Here is a 22,163-nt window from a genome sequence, read left to right as displayed (position 1 = left end):
GCGCCACCTGCTCATCGCGACACAAGCTTGGTGCACAGCGGGCCATCCGCGCCCCTTGAAACGCCCCTGAATCGGGCATGAAATCTGCTTGATACGGACAAGGCTAACGAAGGCCTTTTCAGTCGCAGCAGACGGCCGGCTCCGGCCGCCTGGCGCACCCCAAACACCGCACCCGGCCGTCTGGCCCGGACGCTCAGCGGCTTGGGTTTCCATCCCCTCCCACCTCTCTCTCAAAGGTTCACGCCATGGCGGGTTTCCGTACGTTCCTGAAAAGCGGGCACACACCGACGCTGTTTGCAGCGTTCTTCTACCTCACGTTCTCGTTCGTGATCTGGGTCATGAACGGCGCCATGGCGCCCTTCATCAGCGAAGAGTTCAACCTCACGCCGGCCCAGAAGGGCCTGCTGCTGTCCATCCCCATCGTGGCGGGCGCAATCATGCGGTTCCCGCTCGGCCTGCTGGCGCAGTACGTGGGCCGCAAGACGGCGACCCTGGTCGAGCTGGCGCTGATCTGCTTCACGATGGCGTACGGCTACTTCTTCGTGCAGAGCTACGACGACATGCTCAAGATGGCGCTGTTGCTGGGCGTGGCCGGCGCCAGCTTCGGCGTGGCCATGTCGCTGGGCTCGGGCTGGTACCCGCCCAAGTACAAAGGCCTGGCCATGGGCCTGGTGGGCGCGGGCAACGCCGGCACCGCCATCGCCGCGCTGCTGGCGCCGCCACTGGCGCAGGCCTACGGCTGGCAGACGGTGTACGGCTTTGCGGCCATCGCCTCGGTCGTGCCCATGCTGGTGGTGGCCTTCATGGCCAAGGAGCCGCCCGACCGCGACGAACACGCCAAGATCAAAGACCACCTGGCCTGCCTGCTGGAAAAAGACGGCTGGGTCTTCAGCCTGATCTACGTCGTCACCTTTGGCGGCTTCATCGGCATCACCACCTTCCTGCCCACCTACTACTACGACCAGTTCGGCGTGAGCAAGGTGCAGGCCGGTCAGCTGACCATGCTCGCCGCGCTGATGGGCGCGGTGGTGCGCATCTTCGGCGGCTGGATTTCCGACCACTGGGGCGGCGTCAACACGCTGACCGTGGTGCTGGTCGTGGTGTCGTTCGCGCTGGTGGGTGTGGGCCTGTCGTCGCACTCCATCGTGCTGACCACGCTGCTGCTGATCGTCTGCTTCGCCGCGCTGGGCGCGGGCAACGGTGCGCTGTTCCAGCTGGTGCCGCTGCGCTGGCCCACCTCCACCGCCGTGGCCGGCTCCATGATCGGCGAGATCGGCGCGCTGGGCGGCGGCCTCGTGCCGGCCATGATGGGCCAGTCCAAACAGCACACCGACAGCTTCCTCACCGGCTTCGTGATCATGGCGGTGTTCTCGGTGCTGATGCTGGGCGTGATGCGCACGATGCAGGTGCGCTGGACGCGCACCTGGGCAGAAAAGGGAGGGCGTGCGCGCACGGCCTGAGGAATACCGCTCCGTTGGCTTGCGGTTAAATTGCACGGGTTCGCGCCGCCGCACGGCGGCGCGCCTTCCAACCCCTTGCACTCCGGAGTTGCCCGCATGGCGTCCCCCATCCGCATCATTTCTTCCATGGCCACCAAGCAGGTGCTGGCCGACCTGATCGCCCTCTACCGGCAGGTGCACCCGGACACGGTCATCGAACTCGAATCCGTGGGCGGTGTGGACGCCGCCAAACGTGTGCAGGCCGGTGAAGCGTTCGACATCGTGGCCCTCGCGTCCAACGCGGTGGACCAGCTCGTCGCCGACGGCAAGGTCGTGGCGGGCAGCACCGTGGAGGTGGTGCGCTCCGGCGTGGCGCTGGCCGTGCGCAGCGGCGCGCCGCACCCCGACATCGACAGCGAAGCCGCCGTGAAACATGCCGTGCTCGCCGCGCGCACCCTGGGCTACTCCACCGGCCCGAGCGGCGTGCAACTGGCCAAGCTCTTCGAGCGCTGGGGCATCGCCGAACAGATCAAAGACCGCATCGTCACCGCCCCGCCCGGCGTGCCCGTGGGCTCGCTGGTGGCCAAAGGTGAAGTCGAGCTGGGCTTCCAGCAGCTGAGCGAACTCATGAGCCTGGAAGGCATCGACGTGCTCGGCCCGCTGCCCGCCGACATCCAGATCATCACCACCTTCTCGGCCGGCCTGGCCACGGCCTCCACGCAGCCCGACGCGGTGCGCGCGCTGCTGGCGTTCCTCGTGTCGCCCGCGACCGCACCCACCAAACAACGCAACGGGATGGAGGCCGCAGGCTGATCCGGTCAGCGTTGACACACGGTCGCTGAAAGCCCGCCCTTGAATCCGCTGCTGAACTGGCTGCGTTCGTTCTACCCGGCCCCGCTGACCATCGGTCGCGGGGAACTCTGGCTGAGCAGCGTGGGCGTGGGCCTCGGGCTGCTGTGCACCGACTGGCTCAGCCGCCACGCGCTGGGCACGTCCAGCGTCTGGTTCATTGCGCCCATGGGCGCCTCGGCCGTGTTGCTGTTTGCGGTGCCGGCGAGCCCGCTGGCGCAGCCCTGGTCCATCCTGGGCGGCAACGTGCTCTCGGCGCTGATCGGCGTGGCCTGCCACCAGTGGCTGGGCGCCACCGGCCTGGCCGCGGCGGTGGCGGGCACGGGCGCCGTGGCGACCATGTTCGCGCTGCGCTGCCTGCACCCACCCGGCGGCGCGGTGGCGCTCACCGCCGTGCTGGGCGGCCCGGCGATCCACGAACTGGGCTTCGGTTTCGCGCTCTGGCCGGTGGCCGCCGATTCGGCGGTCATGCTGGCGCTGGCCCTGCTGTTCAACAACGCCATGGGGCGCAGCTACCCGCACCACGGCGTGACCAAGAGCCGTCCCCACGACACGCGCGACCCGCTGCCCACCCAGCGCGTGGGCTACAACAAGGAGGATCTGGACGCCGCGCTGGCCTCGTTCGGCGAGCTGCTCGACATCGACCGCCACGACCTTGAAGAAATCATGACGCGCGCGCAACTGCACGCGCAGCGCCGCCACTGGGGCGGCGTGCGGTGCGAGGACATCATGTCGCGCGACGTGGTGAGCGTGGGCCCCGGTGATTCGGTGGACGAAGCCTGGGCGCGCCTGGCACACCACAAGATCAAGGCGCTGCCCGTGGTGGATGCCGGCAACCAGTTGGTGGGCATCGTGTCGCTGCACGACTTTTTCATCGGCCAGAGCGCGCCGGCCCCCAGCCGCGTGCCGCGCATGAACACCGCGCGCCGGGTCGAAGACATCATGACCCGCAAGGTGCGCACCGCCCGCCCCGAACAGGCCATCGCCGACCTGGTGCGCGGGTTCTCCGACGGTGGTCTGCACCACATGCCCGTGCTCGACGCGCAGGACCGTCTGGTGGGCATGGTCACGCAGTCGGACCTGGTGGCCGCCCTGTTCATGGCTCCCGCCGGCCCGGCCTGAAACCCGCGGTGAATCCCCCGCGCGGCGCGGGGACGAAGGCCTCAAAAATGGCCTTGGGCGCCATACCCGACTACATTAGTCAACTATGAACGCCGCCACCACCACCCCGACCCAAGCCGTCCAGACCGGCCCCAAGACCTCCATCGACAAGCACAAGATCCGCTTCCTGCTGCTGGAGGGCATCCACCCTTCGGCCGAGGTGGTGCTGCGCGCGGCGGGCTACAGCCAGATCGAGAGCCTGCCCGGCGCCCTGCCCGACGATCAGCTCTTGGCCAAGATCGCCGACGCGCATTTCGTGGGCATCCGCTCGCGCACCCAGCTCACCGCCGAGGTGCTGAGCCACGCCCAGCGCCTCGCCGCTGTGGGCTGTTTCTGCATCGGCACCAACCAGGTTGACCTGGCCGCGGCGCGCGAGCGCGGCATCGCCGTGTTCAACGCGCCGTTTTCCAACACCCGCTCGGTGGCCGAACTCGTGCTGGCCGAGGCCATCTTGCTGATGCGCGGCATCCCCGAGAAGAACGCCGTGGCGCACCGCGGCGGCTGGTTGAAATCGGCCAGCAACTCGTTCGAGATCCGCGGCAAGACCCTGGGCATCGTGGGCTACGGCGCCATCGGCACGCAGCTCTCGGTGCTGGCCGAGGCCTTGGGCATGAACGTCGTGTTTTTCGACGTGGCGACCAAGCTGCCGCTGGGCAACGCCAAACCGCTCACCAGCCTGGATGAGCTGATGGCCACCGCCGACGTGGTGAGCCTGCACGTGCCCGAAACACCGGCCACGCAATGGATGATCGGCGCGGCGCAACTCGCGCGCATGAAGCCCAGCGCCGTGCTCATCAACGCCTCGCGCGGCACCGTGGTGCAGGTGGACGCGCTGGCCAGCGCGCTGCAAAACCAGGCCCTGCTCGGCGCCGCCATCGACGTCTTCCCCGAAGAACCGCACAGCAACAAGGACATGTTCGAGTCGCCCTTGCGTGGCCTGGACAACGTGATCCTCACGCCGCACATCGGCGGCTCCACGCTGGAGGCGCAGGAAAACATCGGCATCGAGGTGGCGGAAAAACTGGTGAAGTACAGCGACAACGGCACCTCCACCTCGGCCGTCAACTTCCCCGAAGTCGCCCTGCCCGCGCACCCCGGCAAGCACCGCCTGCTGCACATCCACCGCAACGTGCCCGGCGTGCTCTCCGGCATCAACCGCGTTTTTTCCGACCACGGCATCAACATCTCGGCGCAGTACCTGCAGACGCGCGAAGACGTGGGTTACGTGGTGATGGACATCGACGCCGCGCACTCCGAGCTGGCGCTGGCCGAACTCGCGCGCGTGCCCGGCACGCTGCGCAGCCGCGTGCTGTTCTGAAAGCCGGCGCAGCGGCCCGCCAGCCAACAACAGAATGCCAACGAGCGCCAGCGCACAGACCCGGGTTGCAACCGAAGCGAACCATCGGACAATGATCCTGGCGCGGCACCGCGCCTCCCCAAGCAGGAGCCCCTCATGTCCGAGTCATTGCACCCCACACCGGGCGACAGCCCCGCCCTCACCAACGCCGAGCTGGTGCAGCTGCGCGTGCGCGTGATCGCGCTGGAAAACATGGTCATCGCCCTGCTGGCGAACGCACCGCCCGAGCAACAGGCGCTGGTGCGGGAAATGGCCAGTTACATCTCACCCCGGCCGGGCTACACGCCCCACACCGTCACCATGCACGCCGCAGACCAGATGCGCAGCCTGGTGGATCGCGCGGACCGGTTCCAGCCCATGCAGGCGAGCTGAACCCGCTTCCAGCCGCCTCCGGTATGGCGGGAGGGGTTGCTGGCGTACCTCCAGCAACTCAGGGCGCGCGATCGCGCACGTAGACGATCGCCTCCGCCCGCGTGCGCACGCCCAGCTTGTCGAAGATGCTCGACACCTGGTTGCGCACCGTTTTCTCGCTCTTGTTCAACTGCTGCGCGATGGCCGGGTTGTCCAGGCCTTGGGCCACCAGGCGCAACACCTCGCGCTCGGCCGGTGTCAGCGCCACATCACCGGCGCCGTCGGTGGCATCGGCCGGCGCATGGCCGAGAAAGCCGCGCAGTTCGGCCAGGAAGGTGGCCCACGCCGGCTCGGTGTCCAGCAACACGTGGTTGTCGCTCTCCAGCGGCACGAAGCGTGCCCCCGGGATCAGTGCCGCCAGCCGCAGCCCTTCGTCGAACGGCACACGCGCATCGCCGCGCGCGTGCAGCACCAGCGTGGGTACGCGCAACTGGCGCGCCAGGTCGGTCACGTCGACGCGGTGGAAGGCCTCGAGCGTGCGCGCGGCGTTCTCCGGGCTCGCCGTCAGACGCTCCAGCTCGTTCCACCACTGGTGCTGCGCCGGCGTGCCGCCGGGGATGAACTGGTTGGTGAACACCTGGCGGAAGGCGGCGTTGTCGCGCCCCCAACCCAGGCGGATCAGGTTGACCAGGGTCTGTGCTTCAAGCCGCTCGGCATCGCTGGTAGCGCGTTGCAGCGCGCCGCGCGCGTAGGCACCCGGCAGGACCAGATGAGACACCTTGTCGGGGTGTCGCACGGCGTAGGCGATGGCCACCGCACCGCCTTGCGACATGCCGATCAAAGGAAAGCGGCGCAGACCCAGGCTGTCGACCACGGCCTCCAGATCGCCGACCCAGGCGTCAAGCGAGAAGTCGGCCACCGCGCTGTCGGACAGGCCGCAGCCGCGCTGGTCGTAGCGGATGTAGTGGTGATCGCGCGCGAGCTCGGCCAGCCAGGGCCGCCAGACAGGGCTGTGCAGGTCGTGTTCGACATGGCTCAGCCAGTGCGCAGCCCGCAGCAGCGGCGGGCCGGAGCCGATCGAGGCGATCGCGATGCGCGTGCCGTCGGCCGCGGTGCAGAAGCGCAAGCTCTGGCGCAGGTTCGGAGGCGGACGCTGGACAGCGGGCATGCGCGATTGTCTCGCGCATGGGTCGCCCGTCCTAGACCCAGGCGCGCGCCATCCTCCACCCGATGGAGGGAGTGGGACATCCGCCCCATGCGCCAGCACGCGCGCCGGTGGATCCTTCGATCACGTCGACAGGACGTATCCAACCCCGAGAGGAAACACCATGCAAACCCCATCCACCCCCCTGGACATCCCGCGCTACGCCAAGACCATCGAAGTCTCCAAGCGCATCCGCTGGGACATCGACCGCGACGTGATCCGCGGCCGCAGCTTCGACCTGGCCCACACCTTCCTGCCCGACGGTCTGTCGCTGGCCGACGAACTGCCCTTCCTGAGCCCGGCCGAGCACCGGTTCCTGAGCCAGGTGCAGGGCCGCACCTACGCCAACATGTTCGGTCTGGTCGAACGCTTCATCAGCGCCAAGATGCTGGAGGTGAGCCGCGAACACTGGCTCGGCGACCAGACCGCGCTGGAGGCCATCGTGCGCTTCACCGACGAGGAGCTGAAACACCAGGCGCTGTTCCGCCGCATCGAACGGCTGGCGGGCGCCGACATGCCGGCCGGCTACCGCTTCGACGTGTCACCCAACGACGTGGCCGGGTTCGTGCTGGGCAAGAGCAGCTGGGCCGTGCTGGCGCTGATCTGCCACATCGAACTGTTCTCGCAGGCGCACTACCGCGCCAGCATCGACGCCGCCAAGGACCTGTCACCGCTGTTCAAGGACGTGTTCCTGTTCCACTGGAAGGAAGAGTCGCAGCACGCCATCATCGACGAGCTGGAATGGGCGCGTGAAGACGCCCGGCTGGCGTCCGACGCCCAGCGCGATGCGGCGGTGGACGACCTGATCGCGCTGGTCAGCGGGGTCGACGGCATCCTGCAGGGGCAGGCCCAGGCCGATGCGGCGTACTTCCTGACCGTCTGCGGCATGGCCCCGGACGGCGAACGGGCCGCGCAAGTGAACGCCACGCTGCTGAAGGCCTACCGCTGGCAATACATCGTCTCCGGAACCCTGGAGCCGCGCTTCCAGAAGCTGCTGGGCGGGCTGGTCAGCGCGGCGCAGATGGCGCGCATCCAGGCCGCGCTGGCGCCACTGAGCTACGCGGTGCCGGCGCGTGCAGAAGCCCTGCAAGCGATGGGCGCGACGGTGCACTGACGCCCCCCTGCCACTCAAGCCTTCACTTCGACCACCTGTTCGAAGCCGCCGAAGATCATGCGTTTGCCGTCGAAGGGGATGGGCGGATTGCCGGGCGTGGATGGATCCATGCGCGGGTCTTCCGTCATCTTCTTCATGCCGGCGTCGCGCGTGGCCTTGTCCGGCCATTCAACCCACGAAAAGGCCACGGTCTCCTCGGCCGTGGCCTGGACCGCGCGGCGGAAGTCGGTGACCTTGCCATCGGGAACATCATCGCCCCATCCCTCGATCACCCGAATGGCGCCCAGCTCGATGAACAACGAGTCGAAATGGCGCGCGTGTTCGATGAACTTCTGCTTGTTGGCGGTGGGCACCGCGATCACGAAACCATCGATGTATGACATGTCTTCACTCCTGTTGGGTTGATCGGTCAGCGAGCACGCCTGTGGGCGCCTCGTACCCCTATGACGAACAACGGGGTGCCAAATCGACATGGCCTGCCCGACGGGAGGCCACTCGCTCTTTGGCGGCGCTGCAGGAGCAGTACCGCTGCAGCATGTCTGCCACGTCGGCCGCCGCTACGCTCGCGGCGATCTGCCGTCGTTCTCGACCGGCCGATGAACGGCAGGCCAACAACATCGCAGCCATCTTGCCCGCGCCGACAATGCGTTTTGCGCATGCACCGCGCGGCATCAAAAAGGGCCGTCCCCATGACCTTCCGTCCCGCCAATTTCGATCCGTCCATCGATCCCACGGCCGATCAGGTGCGCGCATTACGTGATGCCGGCCCCGACGGCCCGGTGGTAATGCTCAATCTTCTGAAGTTCCGCGAGCAAGCGAACTACCCCGAAGGGTCTCCCCACGCGCCCTGTTCCGGTCCCGAGGCCTACCGCAGGTATCAGACGGCATTCGTGGAAACCGTGGGCGACGTCAGCCATGCCGAGGTGGTATGGGAAGGGAAGATCGACAGACCCTTCATCGGCGATGCCAGCCAGGACTGGGACAAGTGCCTGCTGGTCCGCTACCCGAGCCGCCAGCACTTCCTCGCGATGATGGCCAACGACGCGTACCGCGAGGCGCTGGTCCATCGCTACGCGGGCCTCGAGCGCACCATTCTCTTGCAGATGCAGGGCTGACGACTCGGCCTGCGAGCAAGGAGGCGTGGTACGGCCTGGGCCTCGCGGCTGGACCGTTTTCCCTGTGGACGCGATCTGCCGCCTGAGTGCGTGATGATCGGTCTACCAAGTGCGCGGCGATCGGAGGGCAGTGACTTGGTGCTGCGGCCTGCAAGCCGGCCGGCAGACTTTGCCTTCGTGGCAACTGGAGCAGACAAGGGTGAGCACAGTCGGCCACGAGCGGACCCTCGCGAACGACCGCGTTGGCTTCACGGGAGTGAAGGAGGGGCGTTTGCTCTGGACGGCACTGCAAGCCGGGGCCTCTTCTCTGCTCGACCAGCGCAGTGGCCCGCATCAGTTCCTGGTGCGGGCGGGTGGCTGGTTCGGCAGCGCTTGGGCTCGGCTTGCTCGCGTCTCGCGTGGCTGTGCGTTCAGGTCATAGGCCCAGCGCCGTGAGCCCTGGATGGTCGTCCGGGCGTCGGCCGAGCGGCCAATGGAACTTGCGGTCTTCGGCCTTGATCGGCTGGTCGTTGATGCTCGCGTGGCGATGCGTCATCAATCCCTGTTCGTCGAACGCCCAGTTCTCGTTGCCGTGGCTGCGGAACCAGTTGCCGGCGTCGTCGTGCCACTCGTACACAAACCGCACCGCGATGCGATTGCCGTCGAAGGCCCAAAGCTCCTTGATCAAGCGGTAGTCCAGCTCCCGCGCCCACTTGCGCTCCAGCAGGGCTTGCGCCTCGGCGCGGCCCCGAGGGAACTCCGCCCGGTTGCGCCAAGCCGTGTCGGAGCTGTAGGCAAGCACGATGCGTGCGGGATCGCGGCTGTTCCAGCCGTCTTCGGCAAGGCGAATCTTCTGAATGGCCGTTTCACGGGTGAACGGCGGAAGCGGGGGGCGGGTGTCCATGGCAGTGGCTTTCAGTAGATGGTCAGGATGGGCCGCAGAGCGGCGGCATGTAGACAGATCTGTCTACGTGCGAATTCTTGCACATGTAGACAAGTCTGTCTATATTGCAGGCATGACCCCACGCACTGATGTCAACATCGTCGACCTGCCCGCGAGAGAACGCATCCTGCGCACGGCGCACGACCTCTTCTATGCCGAGGGCCTTCGAGCCACCGGCATCGACCGCGTCATCGCCGAGGCCAGCGTGACCAAGGTGACCTTCTACAGACACTTCCCGAGCAAGAACGACCTGATCCTGGCGTACCTGAACCGTCGACATGACCTGTGGATGACGTGGTTCACGGAGGCTTTGGCCCGCTACGGCGGCGCGTCACGAGGCGCACAGGCGCTGCCGCCAGTGATGAACGAATGGTTCAGCAGCCAGGCGCTCGGCGGTTTCCGCGGCTGTGCCTTTCTCAACGGCGTCAGCGAGATGGGGCCCGCGATACCTGCGGTCGTTGAGGCAACCCGGCTGCACAAGCAGCAGATGACCGATGCCATCGAAACCTTGTTGCCGCCGTCTGGTCAGCGTAGGCAGACGGCCGAGGCCTTGGCCATCGCCGTGGATGGCGCCATCGTGCAGGCCCAGTACAGCGAGGATCCGGTGCTCGCGCTGCGCGCGCTCCAATTCACTGTCGATCAGTTGAACCACAAAGCCTGAATGCGACTGGAGGTCAGCCTGCTCTGCGCATTACAGCCTTGGCAGTGATGGGCTGAGAGATGCGTTCCGGTAAGTGCCACCCCACGCCCTGTCGGTGATCTCGCGCGCTCAAGGGCTGCTTTCCACGGGTCAGTATCCCTGACGCCAACGGCCGCAACGGGTCGACAACCGTCCCCCGCAACACGCGATCAATCCATCACATCCCAGCCATGCTGAACAGGCGGACGCACCGCCCGCCCTACTTCGGCAAAAACAGCAACCAATACACCAGCAACAGGTTGAACAGCACGCTGAAGCCCAACAGCAGTTTCCACAGCATCGTCGGGTCGCGTTGCAGCAGCGCCGACGCGGGCGGCACGGTGAGCGGGCGTGAGGCGCCGCGCTCGAGCGCGAGCAGGAATTCCTCGGCAGTCTCGAAGCGCAGCGACTTGTCGCGCGCCACGGCTTTGAGCACCACGTGGTCGAGCCAGATGGGCACTTCGGGGTTATGGCGGCTGGGGGCGGTGGGGTCGCGGTAGTAGCGGCCGAGCTGGTAGGGCAGCACCTCGCCGTAGGGCAGCTTGCCGGTGAGCAGCTGGTAGAGCGTGACGCCGAGCGCGAACAGGTCGCTCTGGGCGTCGGGCAGTTCGGGTTCGCCTTCGGTGGCGTGGCCATGGGCGGATTTGCCTGCGGCCTTGCCGTGGTGGCCCCACTGCTCGGGGTTGATGTAGCTGGGCGTGCCGGCGTGCAGCCGGCGCATGCTGTCGGGCTCGCGCCCGCTCAGGGCCACGCCGAGATCGAGCACGCGCAGCACGCCGTCGTCGCCCTGGTGCAGGTTGGCGGGTTTGATGTCGCGGTGGATCACGCCCTGGCGGTGCAGCAGGCCGAGCACGCGCAGGGTCTGCATGGCGGCGCTGACGGCCTGCAGGGCGCCGAGTTTGTGTTGCTGGTCGAGGGTCTGCTGCAGGGTTTCGCCGCCGTGCCAGTCGTAGAGCAGGTAGAAGGCCGAGCGCGACTGGCCGGTGGGCAGCTGTTCGTGCACCTGGACCAGGTTGCCAGCGGCGCGGGACGACACCATGCGCCGGGCGAGCCAGGCTTCGTGCGCGAGCATGGCGCGTTCGTCCTGGTCGTGCGCGCGGGCGGGGTGGAGGGTCTTGAGGGCGTAAAGGCTCTGGGTGGCGGGGTCGCGCAGCTGGTAGAGGAGGTTGATGCCGTTGTCGGCCACGAGCGCGGTGACGGTGAAGCCGTCGATGGCTTCGCCCACGCGCAGGCGCGGCGGTATGGGCAGGCTCTGGGCGGCGCGGTTGGCGTCGTGCAGGTTGGCGTCGAGCAGGCCCAGCACGCGCACCACGACGGCGGTGAGGTTGTCGTCGCTGCCGGCGGCGTGGGCGGTGTCCACCAGCCAGCGGGCGGCTTCCTGCGCGGTGGGCAGGGCGGCGCATTCGCGCCAGCGGCGCTCGGGCAGGCGGCCGTGCACGCCGTCGGTGAGCAGCACGAAGCTGTCGCCCACCTGCAGCTCGCCCTGCAGGTAGTCCACGACGAGGTGGTCTTCGGCGCCCACGGAGCGCAGCAGCTGGTGTTTGAAGTCGGGGTGGTTGACGACGTGGTCGTGCGTGAGCTGCTGGGTCTGCCCGTCGCGCAGCAGGTAACAACGCGAATCGCCCACATGGGCCAGCGTGTACGACTGGCCGCGCAGCACCAGCGCGGTGAGCGTGGTCAGGCCCATGGCGGGGTGGCGGCGGCGGTTGATGCCGGCGAGCCAGGCGTTCTGGGCGCCAATGATGCGGTCGAGCGCGACGGTGGTGTCCCAGGTTTCGGGGGTGCCGAAGTAGTCGCGCACGAGGCTGGTGACGGTGGTCTGCGCGGCTTCGCGGCCCATGCCGCCCGCGCTCACGCCGTCGGCGATGGCGACGATGGAGCCCATGTCTTCCTGCCCCTCGGCGGGCAGCATGGCGGCGCAGAAGTCTTCGTTGACGGCTTTGCGGCCCGTGAGGGACACAAAGCCGATGTCGAGTTCAAAGGCCATGCGTCAGCCCATGAGCATCTGCATGCTGCGTTCGTATTGGGCGGAGAGCTGCTCGAACAGGTCAAGCAGGCTTTCGCTGGCGGTGGCCAGGCCCTCGAGCCGCAGCAGGCGGTCGCGGCCGGCCGGGCGGTGCACGTGGTCGGCGCCCGCCAGCAGCGCCTGCCAGCCCTGGGTGGCGTCTTCCAGCGTGCGGCGGATCTCGGGCGTGGACAGGGGCAGGCCATTCAGGTAGGCCAGGCCCTGCTCAAACGCCTGTCGCGCGGCTTCCATGGCGGCCTGGTGTTGCAGCAGGGGATCGCCACGCTCCAGCAGACCCAGTAGCGCCAGCTTGGCAAAGCGCTGCGACAGCATGCGCTGGCGCCCGGCCATGTTGAGCATGCGCAGCGGGCTCACGGAACCGGCGCTCTCCAGGCTGGCGGTCAGGCGTTCGGCGTCCTGCAGCAGCTGCTCGGCGAGCGCGTTGATGGGGCCCACCTGGTCTTGCGCGGGCTCGGCCTTGAGCGCTTTCTTCAGGACTTTCCAGGTGGCCACCACGCGGTCCAGCAGATCGCCAAAAGTGGGCTGCGAGAGGTTCTTGCCGAGAAGCGCGAGGTTGGCGTCGATGCGCTGGGCCGACTCGGTCTGCAGCGTCAGGTGGCGCGCGGCCTGCACGCCCGCGAGCCGCAGCAGCCAGTGTTTGACCAGGCGCTGCGACAACATGCGCAGCTGCCCGGCGCGGTTCACGCCTTCGGCGAAGTGTGCCGACTGGATGATGTGCTGCGCCACCTGGCCGAGGCGCTGGTTGCTGTGCATCGAAGCGGTGCGCAGGATCTCGAAGGCGGCGTCGTCGCTGACCTGGCGCGCGCTCATCAGGATGCCTTTGGCGCGCTCCACGGCCTTGCGCTCCTCAAAACGCGTGGTGACGTCCTTCAGCTCGTCGAGCAGGGCCTGCTCGCGCTTGAAGCGGGCCAGCGCCAATTGAATCAACGGACGCAGGCGCTGCGCGCCATAGCCGTTGACCACCCAGGCGTGGATGCCCGAGGCCACCGCGCGCTCGATGTGGGCGGCGTCGCCGTCGTGCGTGAATACGATCACCGGGCACGGCGCCACGCTGGCCAGCGTTTGGGTGGTCTCAAACAGCGCGTCGCCGGGCTGCGGCACCTCGCCAATCACCAAGTCTGGTGCATGGCGCACCACGCCCTGCACCAATTTGCTGCCGGCATCCAGCACGGCGAGCACCTGGACCCCACAGGCTTCCAGGTCGTTCACCAGCGGTTGAGGCCTCGCGGAACCTTCGAGAAAAACCAGCGCAGAAGTCATATGAATCAAGGACTTGGATAAACCGGAGGATGGCACAAACGGGTCACGCAGCATCGCCGCGGGCGCCCCACTGTGCCACCCGCGGCGAGCGCCGGATCATATGGCACAGCTTTTGCATTGACTGTGGCGAGCGTGACGAAGCGCTCGACCCCGACCGCAGCGTCGTGGGCTCTGCATACAACGACGTGTGCAGCGTGATACCGGTTTTGCAACTTGGCAAGCCCGGCTTTGGCCAACGGCCACTGAATCTGCATTTTCCCCAGACCTTTCCTGGTGCCGCATGGCGCCCGTGCGCCTCTGCGCCGGCCATGGCTTGCACCCCCCTTTTGCGAATCACAACTGGAGTAGCCGCGATGAAAAAATCTAAATTGGTGATGGTGGGCAACGGCATGGCCGGTGTGCGCACGCTCGAAGAGCTGCTGAAGATCGCGCCCGAGTTCTACGACATCACCGTCTTCGGCGCGGAGCCGCACCCCAACTACAACCGCATCCTGCTGTCGCCGGTGCTCGCGGGCGAGCAGACGCTGGAAGAGATCGTGCTGAACGACTGGTCCTGGTACACCGACCACGGCATCACCCTGCACGCCGGCTACAAGGTCACCGAGGTGGACCGCATCAAGCGCATCGTGCACGCGGTCGGCCCCAACGGCGAGAAGGTGTCGGCCGAATACGACCGCCTGATCATGGCGACCGGCTCCAACCCCTTCATCCTGCCCATCCCCGGCAAGGACCTGGAGGGCGTGCTCGCCTACCGCGACATCGCCGACACCCAGGCCATGATCGACGCGGCCACCACCTACAAGCACGCGGTGGTCATCGGCGGCGGCCTGCTGGGCCTGGAAGCGGCCAACGGCCTGATGAAGCGCGGCATGAGCGTGAGCGTGGTGCACGTCGCGCCCTGGCTGATGGAGCGTCAGCTCGACGACGTGGCCGGCAAGATGCTGCAGGCCTCGCTGGAAGAGCGCGGCATGAAGTTCCTCATCGGCGCGCAGACGCAGGAGCTGGTGGGCGACGAGGACGATGGCAAGGGCGGCCGCGTGAAGGCGATCCGTTTCAAGGACGGCACCGAGCTGCCGGCCGACCTGCTGGTGATGGCCGTGGGCATCCGCCCCAACACGGCACTGGCCGAGAGCATGCGCCTGCATGTGAACAAGGGCATCGTGGTGAGCGACACCATGCAGACCGTGACCGACCCGCGCATCTACGCGGTGGGCGAATGCGCGGCCCACCGTGGCATCGCCTACGGCCTGGTGGCGCCGCTGTTCGAGCAGGGCAAGGTGCTGGCCACGCACCTGGCCGAATTCGGCATCGGCCGCTACACCGGCTCGCTCACCTCCACCAAGCTCAAGGTCACAGGCATCGACCTGTTCAGCGCCGGCAACTTCACCGGCGGCGACGACACCGAAGAGATCGTGATGAGCGACCCCTCGGGCGGCGTCTACAAGAAGCTCGTGATCCAGGGCGACAAGCTGATCGGCGCCTGCCTCTACGGCGACACGGTGGACGGCAGCTGGTACTTCAAGCTGCTGCGCGATGGCCGCAGCGTGGCCGACATCCGCGACAAGCTGATGTTTGGCGAGAGCAACATCGGCGACGTGGGCCACCAGGGCCAGAACAAGGCCGCCGCCATGAAGGACAGCGACGAGGTCTGCGGCTGCAACGGCGTGACCAAGGGCACCATCTGCAAGGCGATCCGCGACAAGGGCCTGTTCACGCTGGACGAGGTCAAGAAGCACACCAAGGCCAGTGCGTCCTGCGGTTCCTGCACCGGCCTGGTCGAGCAGATTCTCATGTTCACCGCCGGCGGCGACTACTCGGCCACGCCCAAGCTCAAGGCCATGTGCGGCTGCACCGAACACGGCCACGAGGCGGTGCGCGAAGCGATCCGCACGCCGCTGGCCGACGGCAGCAAGCTGCTGACCACCGCTGCGGTGTTCTCGCACCTGGGCTGGAAGACGCCCAACGGTTGCGCGAGCTGCCGCCCGGCGGTCAACTACTACCTGATCAGCACCTGGCCCAAGGAGGCGAAGGACGATCCGCAGAGCCGCTACATCAACGAGCGCTCGCACGCCAACATCCAGAAAGACGGCACCTACTCGGTCATCCCGCGCATGTGGGGCGGCGAGACCACGGCCGACGAACTGCGCCGCATCGCCGACGCGGTGGACAAGTACAAGATCCCTACTGTCAAAGTCACTGGCGGCCAGCGCATCGACCTGCTGGGCGTGAGGAAGGAAGACCTGGTCAACGTCTGGAAAGACATCGGCATGCCCTCGGGCCACGCCTACGCCAAGGCCCTGCGCACGGTGAAGACCTGCGTGGGCAGCGAGTGGTGCCGCATGGGCACGCAGGACAGCACGCAAATGGGCAAGGACCTGGAGAAAGCCATGTGGCGCATGTACGCGCCGCACAAGGTGAAGTTCGCCGTCTCGGGCTGCCCGCGCAACTGCGCCGAGGCCGGCATCAAGGACGTCGGCATCATCGGCGTGGACTCGGGCTGGGAGATGTACGTGGCCGGCAACGGCGGCATCAAGACCGAGGTGGCGCACTTCTTCGTGAAGCTCAAGACCGCCGAAGAGGTGATGGAGTACACCGGCGCCTTCATGGAGCTGTACCGCACCGAGGGCTGGTACCTCGAACGCACGGTGCACTACATCAACCGCGTGGGGCTGGACTACGTGAAGAAGCGCATCCTCGACGACGCTGCCGGCCGCAAGGCATTGTGGGAACGCCTGCAGTTCGCGCTCGACGGTGAACCCGATCCCTGGTTCGACTTCAAGGAAGCGGCCGTGGACACGCGCCAGTTCATCCCGCTCGTGCCCGCCTGAGGACTGTCGCCATGCAACGCCGACATCTGATGATCCTGGCCGCAGCAGCGGCCGCCACCCCGGGCGTGCAAGCCCAGGTGGTGGACCTCAACGACGCCATCAACAAGGCCGGCCGCCAGCGCATGCTTTCGCAGCGCATGGGAAAGGCCTGGCTGGCGCTGGTGCACAAGACCCAAAGCGCCAACGCGCAGGTGGTGCTCGACAAATCGATGGTCCTGTTCGACCGCCAGCTGGTCGAACTCAAGGCCTACGCGCCCTCGAACGACATCCGCGACACCTACATCCAGCTCGAAGGCGCCTGGAGCGACTACAAGACCGCGCTCGTGGGCGCCGCGCCGGGCAAGCCGGGCGCAGCCGCCGTGCTGCAGGCCGATGCCCGCGTGCTGGCGCTGGCCCACCAGGGCACGCTGCAGTACGAAGCCGCCTCGGGCCGCCCGGTGGGCAAGCTGGTCAACGTGGCCGGTCGCCAGCGCATGTTGTCGCAGCGCATGGCCAAGTTCTACTTCGCCGCCACGCTGCCGGTGGAGGCCCAGACCGCCACCACCGAAATCGGCAAGGCCCGCACCGAGTTCCTGAGCGCCATGGACCTGCTGCGCAACGCCCCCGAGGCAACCAGCCGCATCCGCGACGAACTGGCGCTGGCCGACGGCCAGTGGTTCTTTCTCGACCAGGCCCTGCAGCGCATGCAGACCTCGGGCGCCGCCGCCAAACCTTTGTCCGACGTGTTCGTGACAAGTGAAAACCTGCTGAGCGTGATGGACCGTGTGACCGGTCTGTACGCCGCCATCAAAACCTGAGGACCCCGACATGAACCCATGGAAAGCCATCTGCCGCGTTGAAGACATCCCCGTGCTCGGTTCGCGCCGCGTGGCGCGCGACCAGGGCCTCGATGTCGCCGTGTTCCGCAACGACAAGGACGAGGTGTTCGCCCTGCTCGACCGCTGCCCGCACAAGGGCGGCCCGCTCTCACAGGGCATCGTGTTCGGCACCAGCGTGGCCTGCCCGCTGCACAACTGGACCATCGGCCTGTGCACCGGCCAGGCCGCCGCGCCCGACGAGGGCTGCACGCCGAAGTTCACCGTGAAGGTCGAAGACGGCCAGGTGTTCCTGGACGCCAACGAACTGGCCACACAAGCCATCGATCTGAGCCGCCCCATCGCCGGCCCGGCCCGCCGCACCACCTGCGCATGACCATGAGCACGTCCATCACCCGATCTACCTGCCCCTACTGTGGTGTGGGCTGTGGCGTGCTCATCGAAACCGAGGGGCAGCAGATCACCGGCGTGCGCGGTGACCCGGACCACCCGGCGAACAACGGCCGGCTCTGCACCAAGGGCACCACGCTGCACCTCACGGCCACGCCCGAGCTGACGCGCCAGACCCGGCTGTTGCAACCGCTGCAGCGCCTGACCCGCCAGGCCACCCCCACGCCCATCGACTGGGACGCGGCGCTGGACCTGGCCACCGACCGCTTCGCGAACACCATCGCCACACACGGCCCCGATGCCGTGGGCTTCTACATCAGCGGCCAACTGCTGACCGAGGACTACTACGTCTTCAACAAGCTGGCCAAGGGCCTGATCGGCACCAACAACGTCGACACCAACTCGCGCCTGTGCATGAGCAGCGCGGTGGCCGGCTACAAGGCCACGCTGGGGGCCGACGCGCCACCCGCCTGCTACGACGACGTGAACCACGCCGCCTGCCTGTTCATCGTCGGCAGCAACGCGGCCTACGCCCACCCGGTGCTGTTCCGCCGCATCGAAGAAGCGAAGAAAAAGAACCCGGGCATGAAGGTGATCGTGGCCGACCCGCGCCGCACCGACACCGCCGAGCTGGCCGACCTGTTCCTGCCCATCCAGCCCGGCAGCGACGTGATGCTGTTCCACGGCCTGCTGCACATCATGCTGTGGGAAGGCTGGATCAAGGCCGACTACATCGCCGCACACACCACCGGCTTCGACGCGCTCAAGGCGCTGGTGCGCGAGTGCACGCCCGAGCACGTGGCGCAGGTGTGCGGTGTGCCCAAGGAAGATATCTACACCGCAGCGCAGTGGTTCGCCACCTCGCATGCCACGCTCAGCCTGTATTGCCAGGGCCTGAACCAGAGCAGCAGCGGCACGGCGAAAAACGCGACCCTGATCAACCTGCACCTGGCCACCGGCCAGATCGGCAAACCCGGCGCCGGCCCCTTCAGCCTGACCGGCCAGCCCAACGCCATGGGCGGGCGCGAAGTGGGTGGCCTGGCCAACCTGCTCTCGGCCCACCGCGACCTGGCAAACCCCGCGCACCGCGCCGAAGTGGCCGCGCTCTGGGGCGTGGCCGATGTGCCGTCCAAACCCGGCAAGACCGCCGTGGAGATGTTCCAGGCCGCGGCCGACGGCGAGATCAAGGCGCTGTGGATCGCCTGCACCAACCCGGCGCAGTCCATGCCCGACCAGGCCACCGTGCGCCGCGCGCTGGAGCGCGCCGAGTTCGTCGTGGTGCAGGAGGCCTATGCGAGCGCCGCCACCTGCGACTTCGCCGACCTGCTGCTGCCCGCCACCACCTGGGGCGAAAAGGAAGGCACGGTCACCAACAGCGAACGCCGCATCAGCCGCGTGCGCGCGGCCGTGCCCGCGCCCGGCGAGGCCCGGCACGACTGGCGCACCGTGGTCGACTTCGCTCAGCGGCTCGAAGGCACGCTGCGCCCCGGCCTGCCCACGCTCTTCCCCTACCCCGACGCCGAATCCATCTGGCTCGAACACCGCGAGTCCACCCGCGGCCGCGACCTCGACATCACCGGCCTCTCCTGGCCGATGCTGGACGCGCAGGGCCCGCAGCAATGGCCGCTGCGCGAAGGCGAAACACAAGGCCAAGTCCGCCTCTACGCCGACGGCATCTTCCCCACCGCCGACGGCAAGGCCCGCTTCGCCGCCCTGCCCTGGCAGCCGCTGGCCGAGCCGCGCGATTCGCGCTACCCGTTCTCGCTCACCACCGGCCGCCTGCGCGACCAGTGGCACGGCATGACGCGCACCGGCACCATCGGCCGCCTGTTCGGCCACGTGGCCGAGCCCGCGGTGCAGCTGCACCCTCAGGACATGGAGCGCCGGGGCCTCACCGAAGGCGACCTCGTGCACGTCACCAGCAAACGCGGCTCCATCGTGCTGCCGGTGCAGGCCAGCAAAGAAACCGGTCTGTCGCAGGCCTTCATCGCCATGCACTGGGGCGCGGAATACCTGAGTGGGCGCGGCAGCAACGGCGAGCCGCTGGCGGGCGTCAACGCGCTGACCACCTCGGCCCACTGCCCAACGTCGAAACAGCCCGAGCTCAAACACGCGGCCGTCAAGATCCTCAAGGCCGAGCTGCCCTGGAACCTGCTGGCCGTGGCCTGGCTGCCCGCCGACCGGGCGCTCGCTGCGCAGGCCGAGCTGCGCGCGCTCATGCCCTCGTTCGAGTTCGCGTCGTGTGTGCCGTTCGGCCGCGAGCGCACCGGCGTGCTGTTCCGCGCCGCCGCGCACGAAGCGCCCGACGTGGCCACGGTCGAGCGCATCGAGGCCCTGCTCGGCCTGGGCGGCACCGACGCGCTGCGCTACGTGGACAAACGGCTGGGCCAGCGCCGCACCGCGCGCCTGCTGCGCACCGAAGGCGCCACCCGGCTCGAAGGTTTTGTGCTCGCGGGCGACGTGCGCGCCGAAGCCTGGATCAAACCGCTGCTGCAAGACGAGCTGCCGGCCGAGGCCTACGGCCGCCTGCTGCTGATGCCCGGCGCCAAGGCGCCGGTGGCGGTGGTGGCCCGGGGCAAGCAGGTCTGCACCTGTTTCAACGTGAGCGAAGACGACATCGGCGCGCAGCTGCAGACCAGCCGCGGCAGCGACAACCAGCGCCTGGCCGCACTGCAGAGCGGGCTCAAGTGCGGCACCAACTGCGGCTCCTGCATCCCCGAGTTGCGGCGCCTGGTGCGCGCCCACCCGGCGACCGGGCATGTGCTGCAGGTGACCTGACCCCCACGGACAGCCTGCATATAACCCGAAGTCATCAGGCTTGCCGGACAATCGCCCAACATGAGCATCAGCCACTACATCAAGGACATCGGTCGCGGCAAGGACGGCGCGCGCGCGCTCCAGCGCGAGCCGGCCACCGACCTCTTGGGCCAGGTGCTCGACGGCAGCGTGACCGACCTCGAAATCGGCGGTTTCTGCCTCGCCATGCGCATCAAGGGCGAGACACCGCAGGAGATGGCCGGCTTCCTCGACGCCACGCACGCGCGCCTGCAGCGCGTGCCCGACAACGGCCTCACCACCGTGGTGCTGCCGAGCTACAACGGTGCGCGCAAGCTGCCGGTGCTCACACCCCTGCTGGCCCTGCTGCTGGCGCGCCGCGGCGCGCCGGTGCTGGTACACGGCACGGCCACCGAAGACCGCCGCGTGACCAGCGAGGCCGTGTTCGCGGCACTGGGTATCGCAGCGGCGCGCAATGTGCCCCCGCTCGGTGCGGGCGAGCTGGCTTTTGTGCCCACCGAGGTGCTGCTGCCCGGACTCAAGCGCCTGCTCGACGTGCGCCGCGCGGTCGGCCTGCGCAACCCGGCGCACAGCCTGGTCAAGCTCATGAACCCCTGCCAGGGCCGGGCGCTGATCGTGGGCAGCTACACCCACCCCGAATACGCCGTCTCCATGGCTGAAACTTTCGCCCTGACCGGTGCGCACGCGCTGCTGCTGCGCGGCACCGAAGGCGAGCCGGTGGCCGATGCGCGCCGCACGCCGCAGATGGAAGCCTTCCGCGACGGCCAGCGCCACCTGCTGCAGGCCGCGCAGGACGGCCCACTGGCCAGCCTGCCCGATCTGCCGCGCGACGTGGACGCGGCGAGCACCGCGGCCTACATCCGCTCGGTGCTCGACGGCGAACGCCCGGTGCCCGCACCGATCGCGCTGCAGGTGGAACACATCTTGCGAGAAGTGCAGCGTCAGCCCACAACACCGACCGCAGAGACAACTGCCGTTCCAGAGGTCAGCCCACCATGAACATGCCCGCCACCGTCAACGCTTCCACCACCCGGTTCGACCCCGGCACCGTCACGCTCGTCGGCGCCGGCCCGGGCGACCCGGAACTGCTCACCATCAAGGCCGCCAAGGCCATCGCCGCTGCCACCGTGCTGCTGGTGGACGACCTGGTCAGCGACGCGGTGCTGGAGCACGCATCACCCAAGGCGCGCATCGTGCACGTGGGCAAACGCGGCGGCTGCAAGAGCACGCCGCAGGCCTTCATCGAAAAGCTCATGATCATGGCCGCGCGCGAAGGCGAAGTCGTGGTGCGCTTGAAGGGGGGCGACCCCTTCATCTTCGGCCGCGGCGGCGAAGAGGTCGAACACCTGCGCGAAGCCGGCATCGAGGTGCAGGTGCTCAACGGCATCACCGCCGGCCTGGCCGGCCTGACCTCGCTCGGCGCGCCGCTCACGCACCGCGATCACGCGCACGGCGTGGTCTTCATCACCGGCCATGCCAAGCCCGGCATCTCACACGAATCCCGCGGCACCGACTGGCAGCAGCTCGCCGCGACCGCGCGCGATGCCAAGCTCACGCTGGTGATCTACATGGGCGTGTCCAGCGCCGCGGCCATCCAGGCCGACCTGCTGACGGGCCTGCCCGCCAGCACGCCGCTGGCCATCATCCAGCACGCCAGCCTGCCCCAGCAGCGCCACGCGCTCACCACACTGGGCGAGCTGCCCGCCACCATCGCGCGCGAACAGCTCGGCAGCCCGGCCGTGATCGTGGTCGGTGATGTGGTGCGCGGCGTGGCCGCCATCGCCCAACCCGAGACCTTCCGCGACGCCCCCGATCGACGGGTCGCCAACCTCCGTTTCTGAAGCTTCGCAGCCCGCG

General features: G+C 68.0%; 19 protein-coding genes. 14 read left to right on the top strand and 5 right to left on the bottom strand.

What is annotated here, in order from left to right:
- The first annotated feature begins 245 nt into the window (after window positions 1-245).
- The 5 genes from F3K02_RS11755 (at window position 246) to F3K02_RS11735 (ending at window position 5,178) form a co-directional block, all read left to right on the top strand.
- The gene (locus tag F3K02_RS11755) at window positions 246-1,460 is read left to right on the top strand and encodes an MFS transporter (protein ID WP_177135786.1); all 1,215 of its coding nucleotides are present in this window, start codon (window positions 246-248) and stop codon (window positions 1,458-1,460) included.
- A gap of 96 nt (window positions 1,461-1,556) precedes the next feature.
- The gene (locus tag F3K02_RS11750; RefSeq protein WP_177135785.1) at window positions 1,557-2,252 is read left to right on the top strand and encodes a substrate-binding domain-containing protein; all 696 of its coding nucleotides are present in this window, start codon (window positions 1,557-1,559) and stop codon (window positions 2,250-2,252) included.
- 39 nt (window positions 2,253-2,291) lie between these two features.
- The gene (locus F3K02_RS11745; RefSeq protein ID WP_177135784.1) at window positions 2,292-3,410 is read left to right on the top strand and encodes an HPP family protein; all 1,119 of its coding nucleotides are present in this window, start codon (window positions 2,292-2,294) and stop codon (window positions 3,408-3,410) included.
- An 85-nt stretch (window positions 3,411-3,495) separates the two neighbouring features.
- Complete coding sequence (gene serA / locus F3K02_RS11740) at window positions 3,496-4,767, top strand: phosphoglycerate dehydrogenase (RefSeq protein WP_177135783.1); 1,272 nt, start codon at window positions 3,496-3,498, stop codon at window positions 4,765-4,767.
- Window positions 4,768-4,902: 135 nt separating this feature from the next.
- The gene (locus F3K02_RS11735) at window positions 4,903-5,178 is read left to right on the top strand and encodes a hypothetical protein (protein WP_177135782.1); all 276 of its coding nucleotides are present in this window, start codon (window positions 4,903-4,905) and stop codon (window positions 5,176-5,178) included.
- Between the two features lie 58 nt (window positions 5,179-5,236).
- Here the strand turns inward: F3K02_RS11735 and F3K02_RS11730 are convergent, their stop codons facing one another.
- On the bottom strand, window positions 5,237-6,325 hold the full coding sequence (locus tag F3K02_RS11730) for an alpha/beta fold hydrolase (RefSeq protein ID WP_177135781.1): 1,089 nt from the start codon (window positions 6,323-6,325) through the stop codon (window positions 5,237-5,239).
- A gap of 160 nt (window positions 6,326-6,485) precedes the next feature.
- Between F3K02_RS11730 and F3K02_RS11725 the strand changes: the two genes are divergently transcribed.
- Complete coding sequence (locus F3K02_RS11725; protein WP_177135780.1) at window positions 6,486-7,475, top strand: hypothetical protein; 990 nt, start codon at window positions 6,486-6,488, stop codon at window positions 7,473-7,475.
- 14 nt (window positions 7,476-7,489) lie between these two features.
- Here F3K02_RS11725 and F3K02_RS11720 read toward each other — a convergent pair whose 3' ends face one another.
- On the bottom strand, window positions 7,490-7,858 hold the full coding sequence (locus F3K02_RS11720; protein WP_177135779.1) for a DUF1428 domain-containing protein: 369 nt from the start codon (window positions 7,856-7,858) through the stop codon (window positions 7,490-7,492).
- Window positions 7,859-8,164: 306 nt separating this feature from the next.
- Here F3K02_RS11720 and F3K02_RS11715 point away from each other — a divergent pair, with 306 nt between their 5' ends.
- On the top strand, window positions 8,165-8,590 hold the full coding sequence (locus tag F3K02_RS11715) for a DUF1330 domain-containing protein (protein WP_177135778.1): 426 nt from the start codon (window positions 8,165-8,167) through the stop codon (window positions 8,588-8,590).
- A 415-nt stretch (window positions 8,591-9,005) separates the two neighbouring features.
- Here F3K02_RS11715 and F3K02_RS11710 read toward each other — a convergent pair whose 3' ends face one another.
- Complete coding sequence (locus F3K02_RS11710; RefSeq protein ID WP_177135777.1) at window positions 9,006-9,473, bottom strand: nuclear transport factor 2 family protein; 468 nt, start codon at window positions 9,471-9,473, stop codon at window positions 9,006-9,008.
- 112 nt (window positions 9,474-9,585) lie between these two features.
- Between F3K02_RS11710 and F3K02_RS11705 the strand changes: the two genes are divergently transcribed.
- Window positions 9,586-10,173, top strand: a complete 588-nt coding sequence (locus F3K02_RS11705; protein ID WP_177135776.1) for a TetR/AcrR family transcriptional regulator — start codon at window positions 9,586-9,588, stop codon at window positions 10,171-10,173.
- A 238-nt stretch (window positions 10,174-10,411) separates the two neighbouring features.
- On the opposite strand, the gene F3K02_RS11700 is transcribed toward F3K02_RS11705, so the two are convergent.
- Both F3K02_RS11700 and F3K02_RS11695 read right to left on the bottom strand, forming a co-directional pair.
- Window positions 10,412-12,178, bottom strand: coding sequence for a bifunctional protein-serine/threonine kinase/phosphatase (locus tag F3K02_RS11700; RefSeq protein WP_177135775.1), 1,767 nt, complete (start codon window positions 12,176-12,178; stop codon window positions 10,412-10,414).
- Between the two features lie 3 nt (window positions 12,179-12,181).
- The gene (locus F3K02_RS11695; protein ID WP_343067075.1) at window positions 12,182-13,426 is read right to left on the bottom strand and encodes a type IV pili methyl-accepting chemotaxis transducer N-terminal domain-containing protein; all 1,245 of its coding nucleotides are present in this window, start codon (window positions 13,424-13,426) and stop codon (window positions 12,182-12,184) included.
- A 404-nt stretch (window positions 13,427-13,830) separates the two neighbouring features.
- Between F3K02_RS11695 and nirB the strand changes: the two genes are divergently transcribed.
- The 6 genes from nirB to cobA are packed head-to-tail and all read left to right on the top strand — an operon-like array spanning window position 13,831 to window position 22,147.
- Window positions 13,831-16,305, top strand: a complete 2,475-nt coding sequence (gene nirB / locus F3K02_RS11690) for a nitrite reductase large subunit NirB (protein ID WP_177135773.1) — start codon at window positions 13,831-13,833, stop codon at window positions 16,303-16,305.
- A gap of 11 nt (window positions 16,306-16,316) precedes the next feature.
- The gene (locus tag F3K02_RS11685; protein WP_177135772.1) at window positions 16,317-17,102 is read left to right on the top strand and encodes a type IV pili methyl-accepting chemotaxis transducer N-terminal domain-containing protein; all 786 of its coding nucleotides are present in this window, start codon (window positions 16,317-16,319) and stop codon (window positions 17,100-17,102) included.
- Window positions 17,103-17,112: 10 nt separating this feature from the next.
- Complete coding sequence (gene nirD / locus F3K02_RS11680) at window positions 17,113-17,496, top strand: nitrite reductase small subunit NirD (RefSeq protein WP_177135771.1); 384 nt, start codon at window positions 17,113-17,115, stop codon at window positions 17,494-17,496.
- A gap of 2 nt (window positions 17,497-17,498) precedes the next feature.
- Window positions 17,499-20,288: a nitrate reductase gene (locus F3K02_RS11675; protein WP_177135891.1), complete on the top strand. Its 2,790-nt coding sequence runs from the start codon at window positions 17,499-17,501 to the stop codon at window positions 20,286-20,288.
- A 60-nt stretch (window positions 20,289-20,348) separates the two neighbouring features.
- Window positions 20,349-21,305 carry a DNA-binding protein YbiB gene (gene ybiB / locus F3K02_RS11670; RefSeq protein ID WP_177135770.1) on the top strand — a complete coding sequence of 319 codons (957 nt, stop codon included), beginning with the start codon at window positions 20,349-20,351 and terminating at the stop codon, window positions 21,303-21,305.
- 2 nt (window positions 21,306-21,307) lie between these two features.
- Window positions 21,308-22,147 (top strand): uroporphyrinogen-III C-methyltransferase, encoded by an 840-nt coding sequence (gene cobA / locus F3K02_RS11665; protein ID WP_425485587.1) that lies wholly within the window; start codon window positions 21,308-21,310, stop codon window positions 22,145-22,147.
- Window positions 22,148-22,163: the final 16 nt, after the last annotated feature.

Source organism: Hydrogenophaga aromaticivorans (genome assembly GCF_013387465.1).
Taxonomy (GTDB): domain Bacteria; phylum Pseudomonadota; class Gammaproteobacteria; order Burkholderiales; family Burkholderiaceae_C; genus Hydrogenophaga; species Hydrogenophaga aromaticivorans.
This window is presented reverse-complemented; position numbering and strand designations above follow the sequence as displayed.

Excerpts from the sequence above, each read along its gene's own strand:
- F3K02_RS11735 (WP_177135782.1), top strand. The coding sequence starts at position 4,903 with ATGTCCGAGTCATTGCACCCCACACCGGGCGACAGCCCCGCCCTCACC.
- F3K02_RS11700 (WP_177135775.1), bottom strand. The coding sequence starts at position 12,178 with ATGGCCTTTGAACTCGACATCGGCTTTGTGTCCCTCACGGGCCGCAAA.
- F3K02_RS11720 (WP_177135779.1), bottom strand. The coding sequence starts at position 7,858 with ATGTCATACATCGATGGTTTCGTGATCGCGGTGCCCACCGCCAACAAG.
- F3K02_RS11705 (WP_177135776.1), top strand. The coding sequence starts at position 9,586 with ATGACCCCACGCACTGATGTCAACATCGTCGACCTGCCCGCGAGAGAA.
- F3K02_RS11715 (WP_177135778.1), top strand. The coding sequence starts at position 8,165 with ATGACCTTCCGTCCCGCCAATTTCGATCCGTCCATCGATCCCACGGCC.
- F3K02_RS11710 (WP_177135777.1), bottom strand. The coding sequence starts at position 9,473 with ATGGACACCCGCCCCCCGCTTCCGCCGTTCACCCGTGAAACGGCCATT.
- F3K02_RS11685 (WP_177135772.1), top strand. The coding sequence starts at position 16,317 with ATGCAACGCCGACATCTGATGATCCTGGCCGCAGCAGCGGCCGCCACC.
- serA (WP_177135783.1), top strand. The coding sequence starts at position 3,496 with ATGAACGCCGCCACCACCACCCCGACCCAAGCCGTCCAGACCGGCCCC.
- nirD (WP_177135771.1), top strand. The coding sequence starts at position 17,113 with ATGAACCCATGGAAAGCCATCTGCCGCGTTGAAGACATCCCCGTGCTC.
- F3K02_RS11675 (WP_177135891.1), top strand. The coding sequence starts at position 17,499 with ATGAGCACGTCCATCACCCGATCTACCTGCCCCTACTGTGGTGTGGGC.
- nirB (WP_177135773.1), top strand. The coding sequence starts at position 13,831 with ATGAAAAAATCTAAATTGGTGATGGTGGGCAACGGCATGGCCGGTGTG.
- F3K02_RS11730 (WP_177135781.1), bottom strand. The coding sequence starts at position 6,325 with ATGCCCGCTGTCCAGCGTCCGCCTCCGAACCTGCGCCAGAGCTTGCGC.
- F3K02_RS11725 (WP_177135780.1), top strand. The coding sequence starts at position 6,486 with ATGCAAACCCCATCCACCCCCCTGGACATCCCGCGCTACGCCAAGACC.
- ybiB (WP_177135770.1), top strand. The coding sequence starts at position 20,349 with ATGAGCATCAGCCACTACATCAAGGACATCGGTCGCGGCAAGGACGGC.
- F3K02_RS11750 (WP_177135785.1), top strand. The coding sequence starts at position 1,557 with ATGGCGTCCCCCATCCGCATCATTTCTTCCATGGCCACCAAGCAGGTG.
- F3K02_RS11755 (WP_177135786.1), top strand. The coding sequence starts at position 246 with ATGGCGGGTTTCCGTACGTTCCTGAAAAGCGGGCACACACCGACGCTG.
- cobA (WP_425485587.1), top strand. The coding sequence starts at position 21,308 with ATGCCCGCCACCGTCAACGCTTCCACCACCCGGTTCGACCCCGGCACC.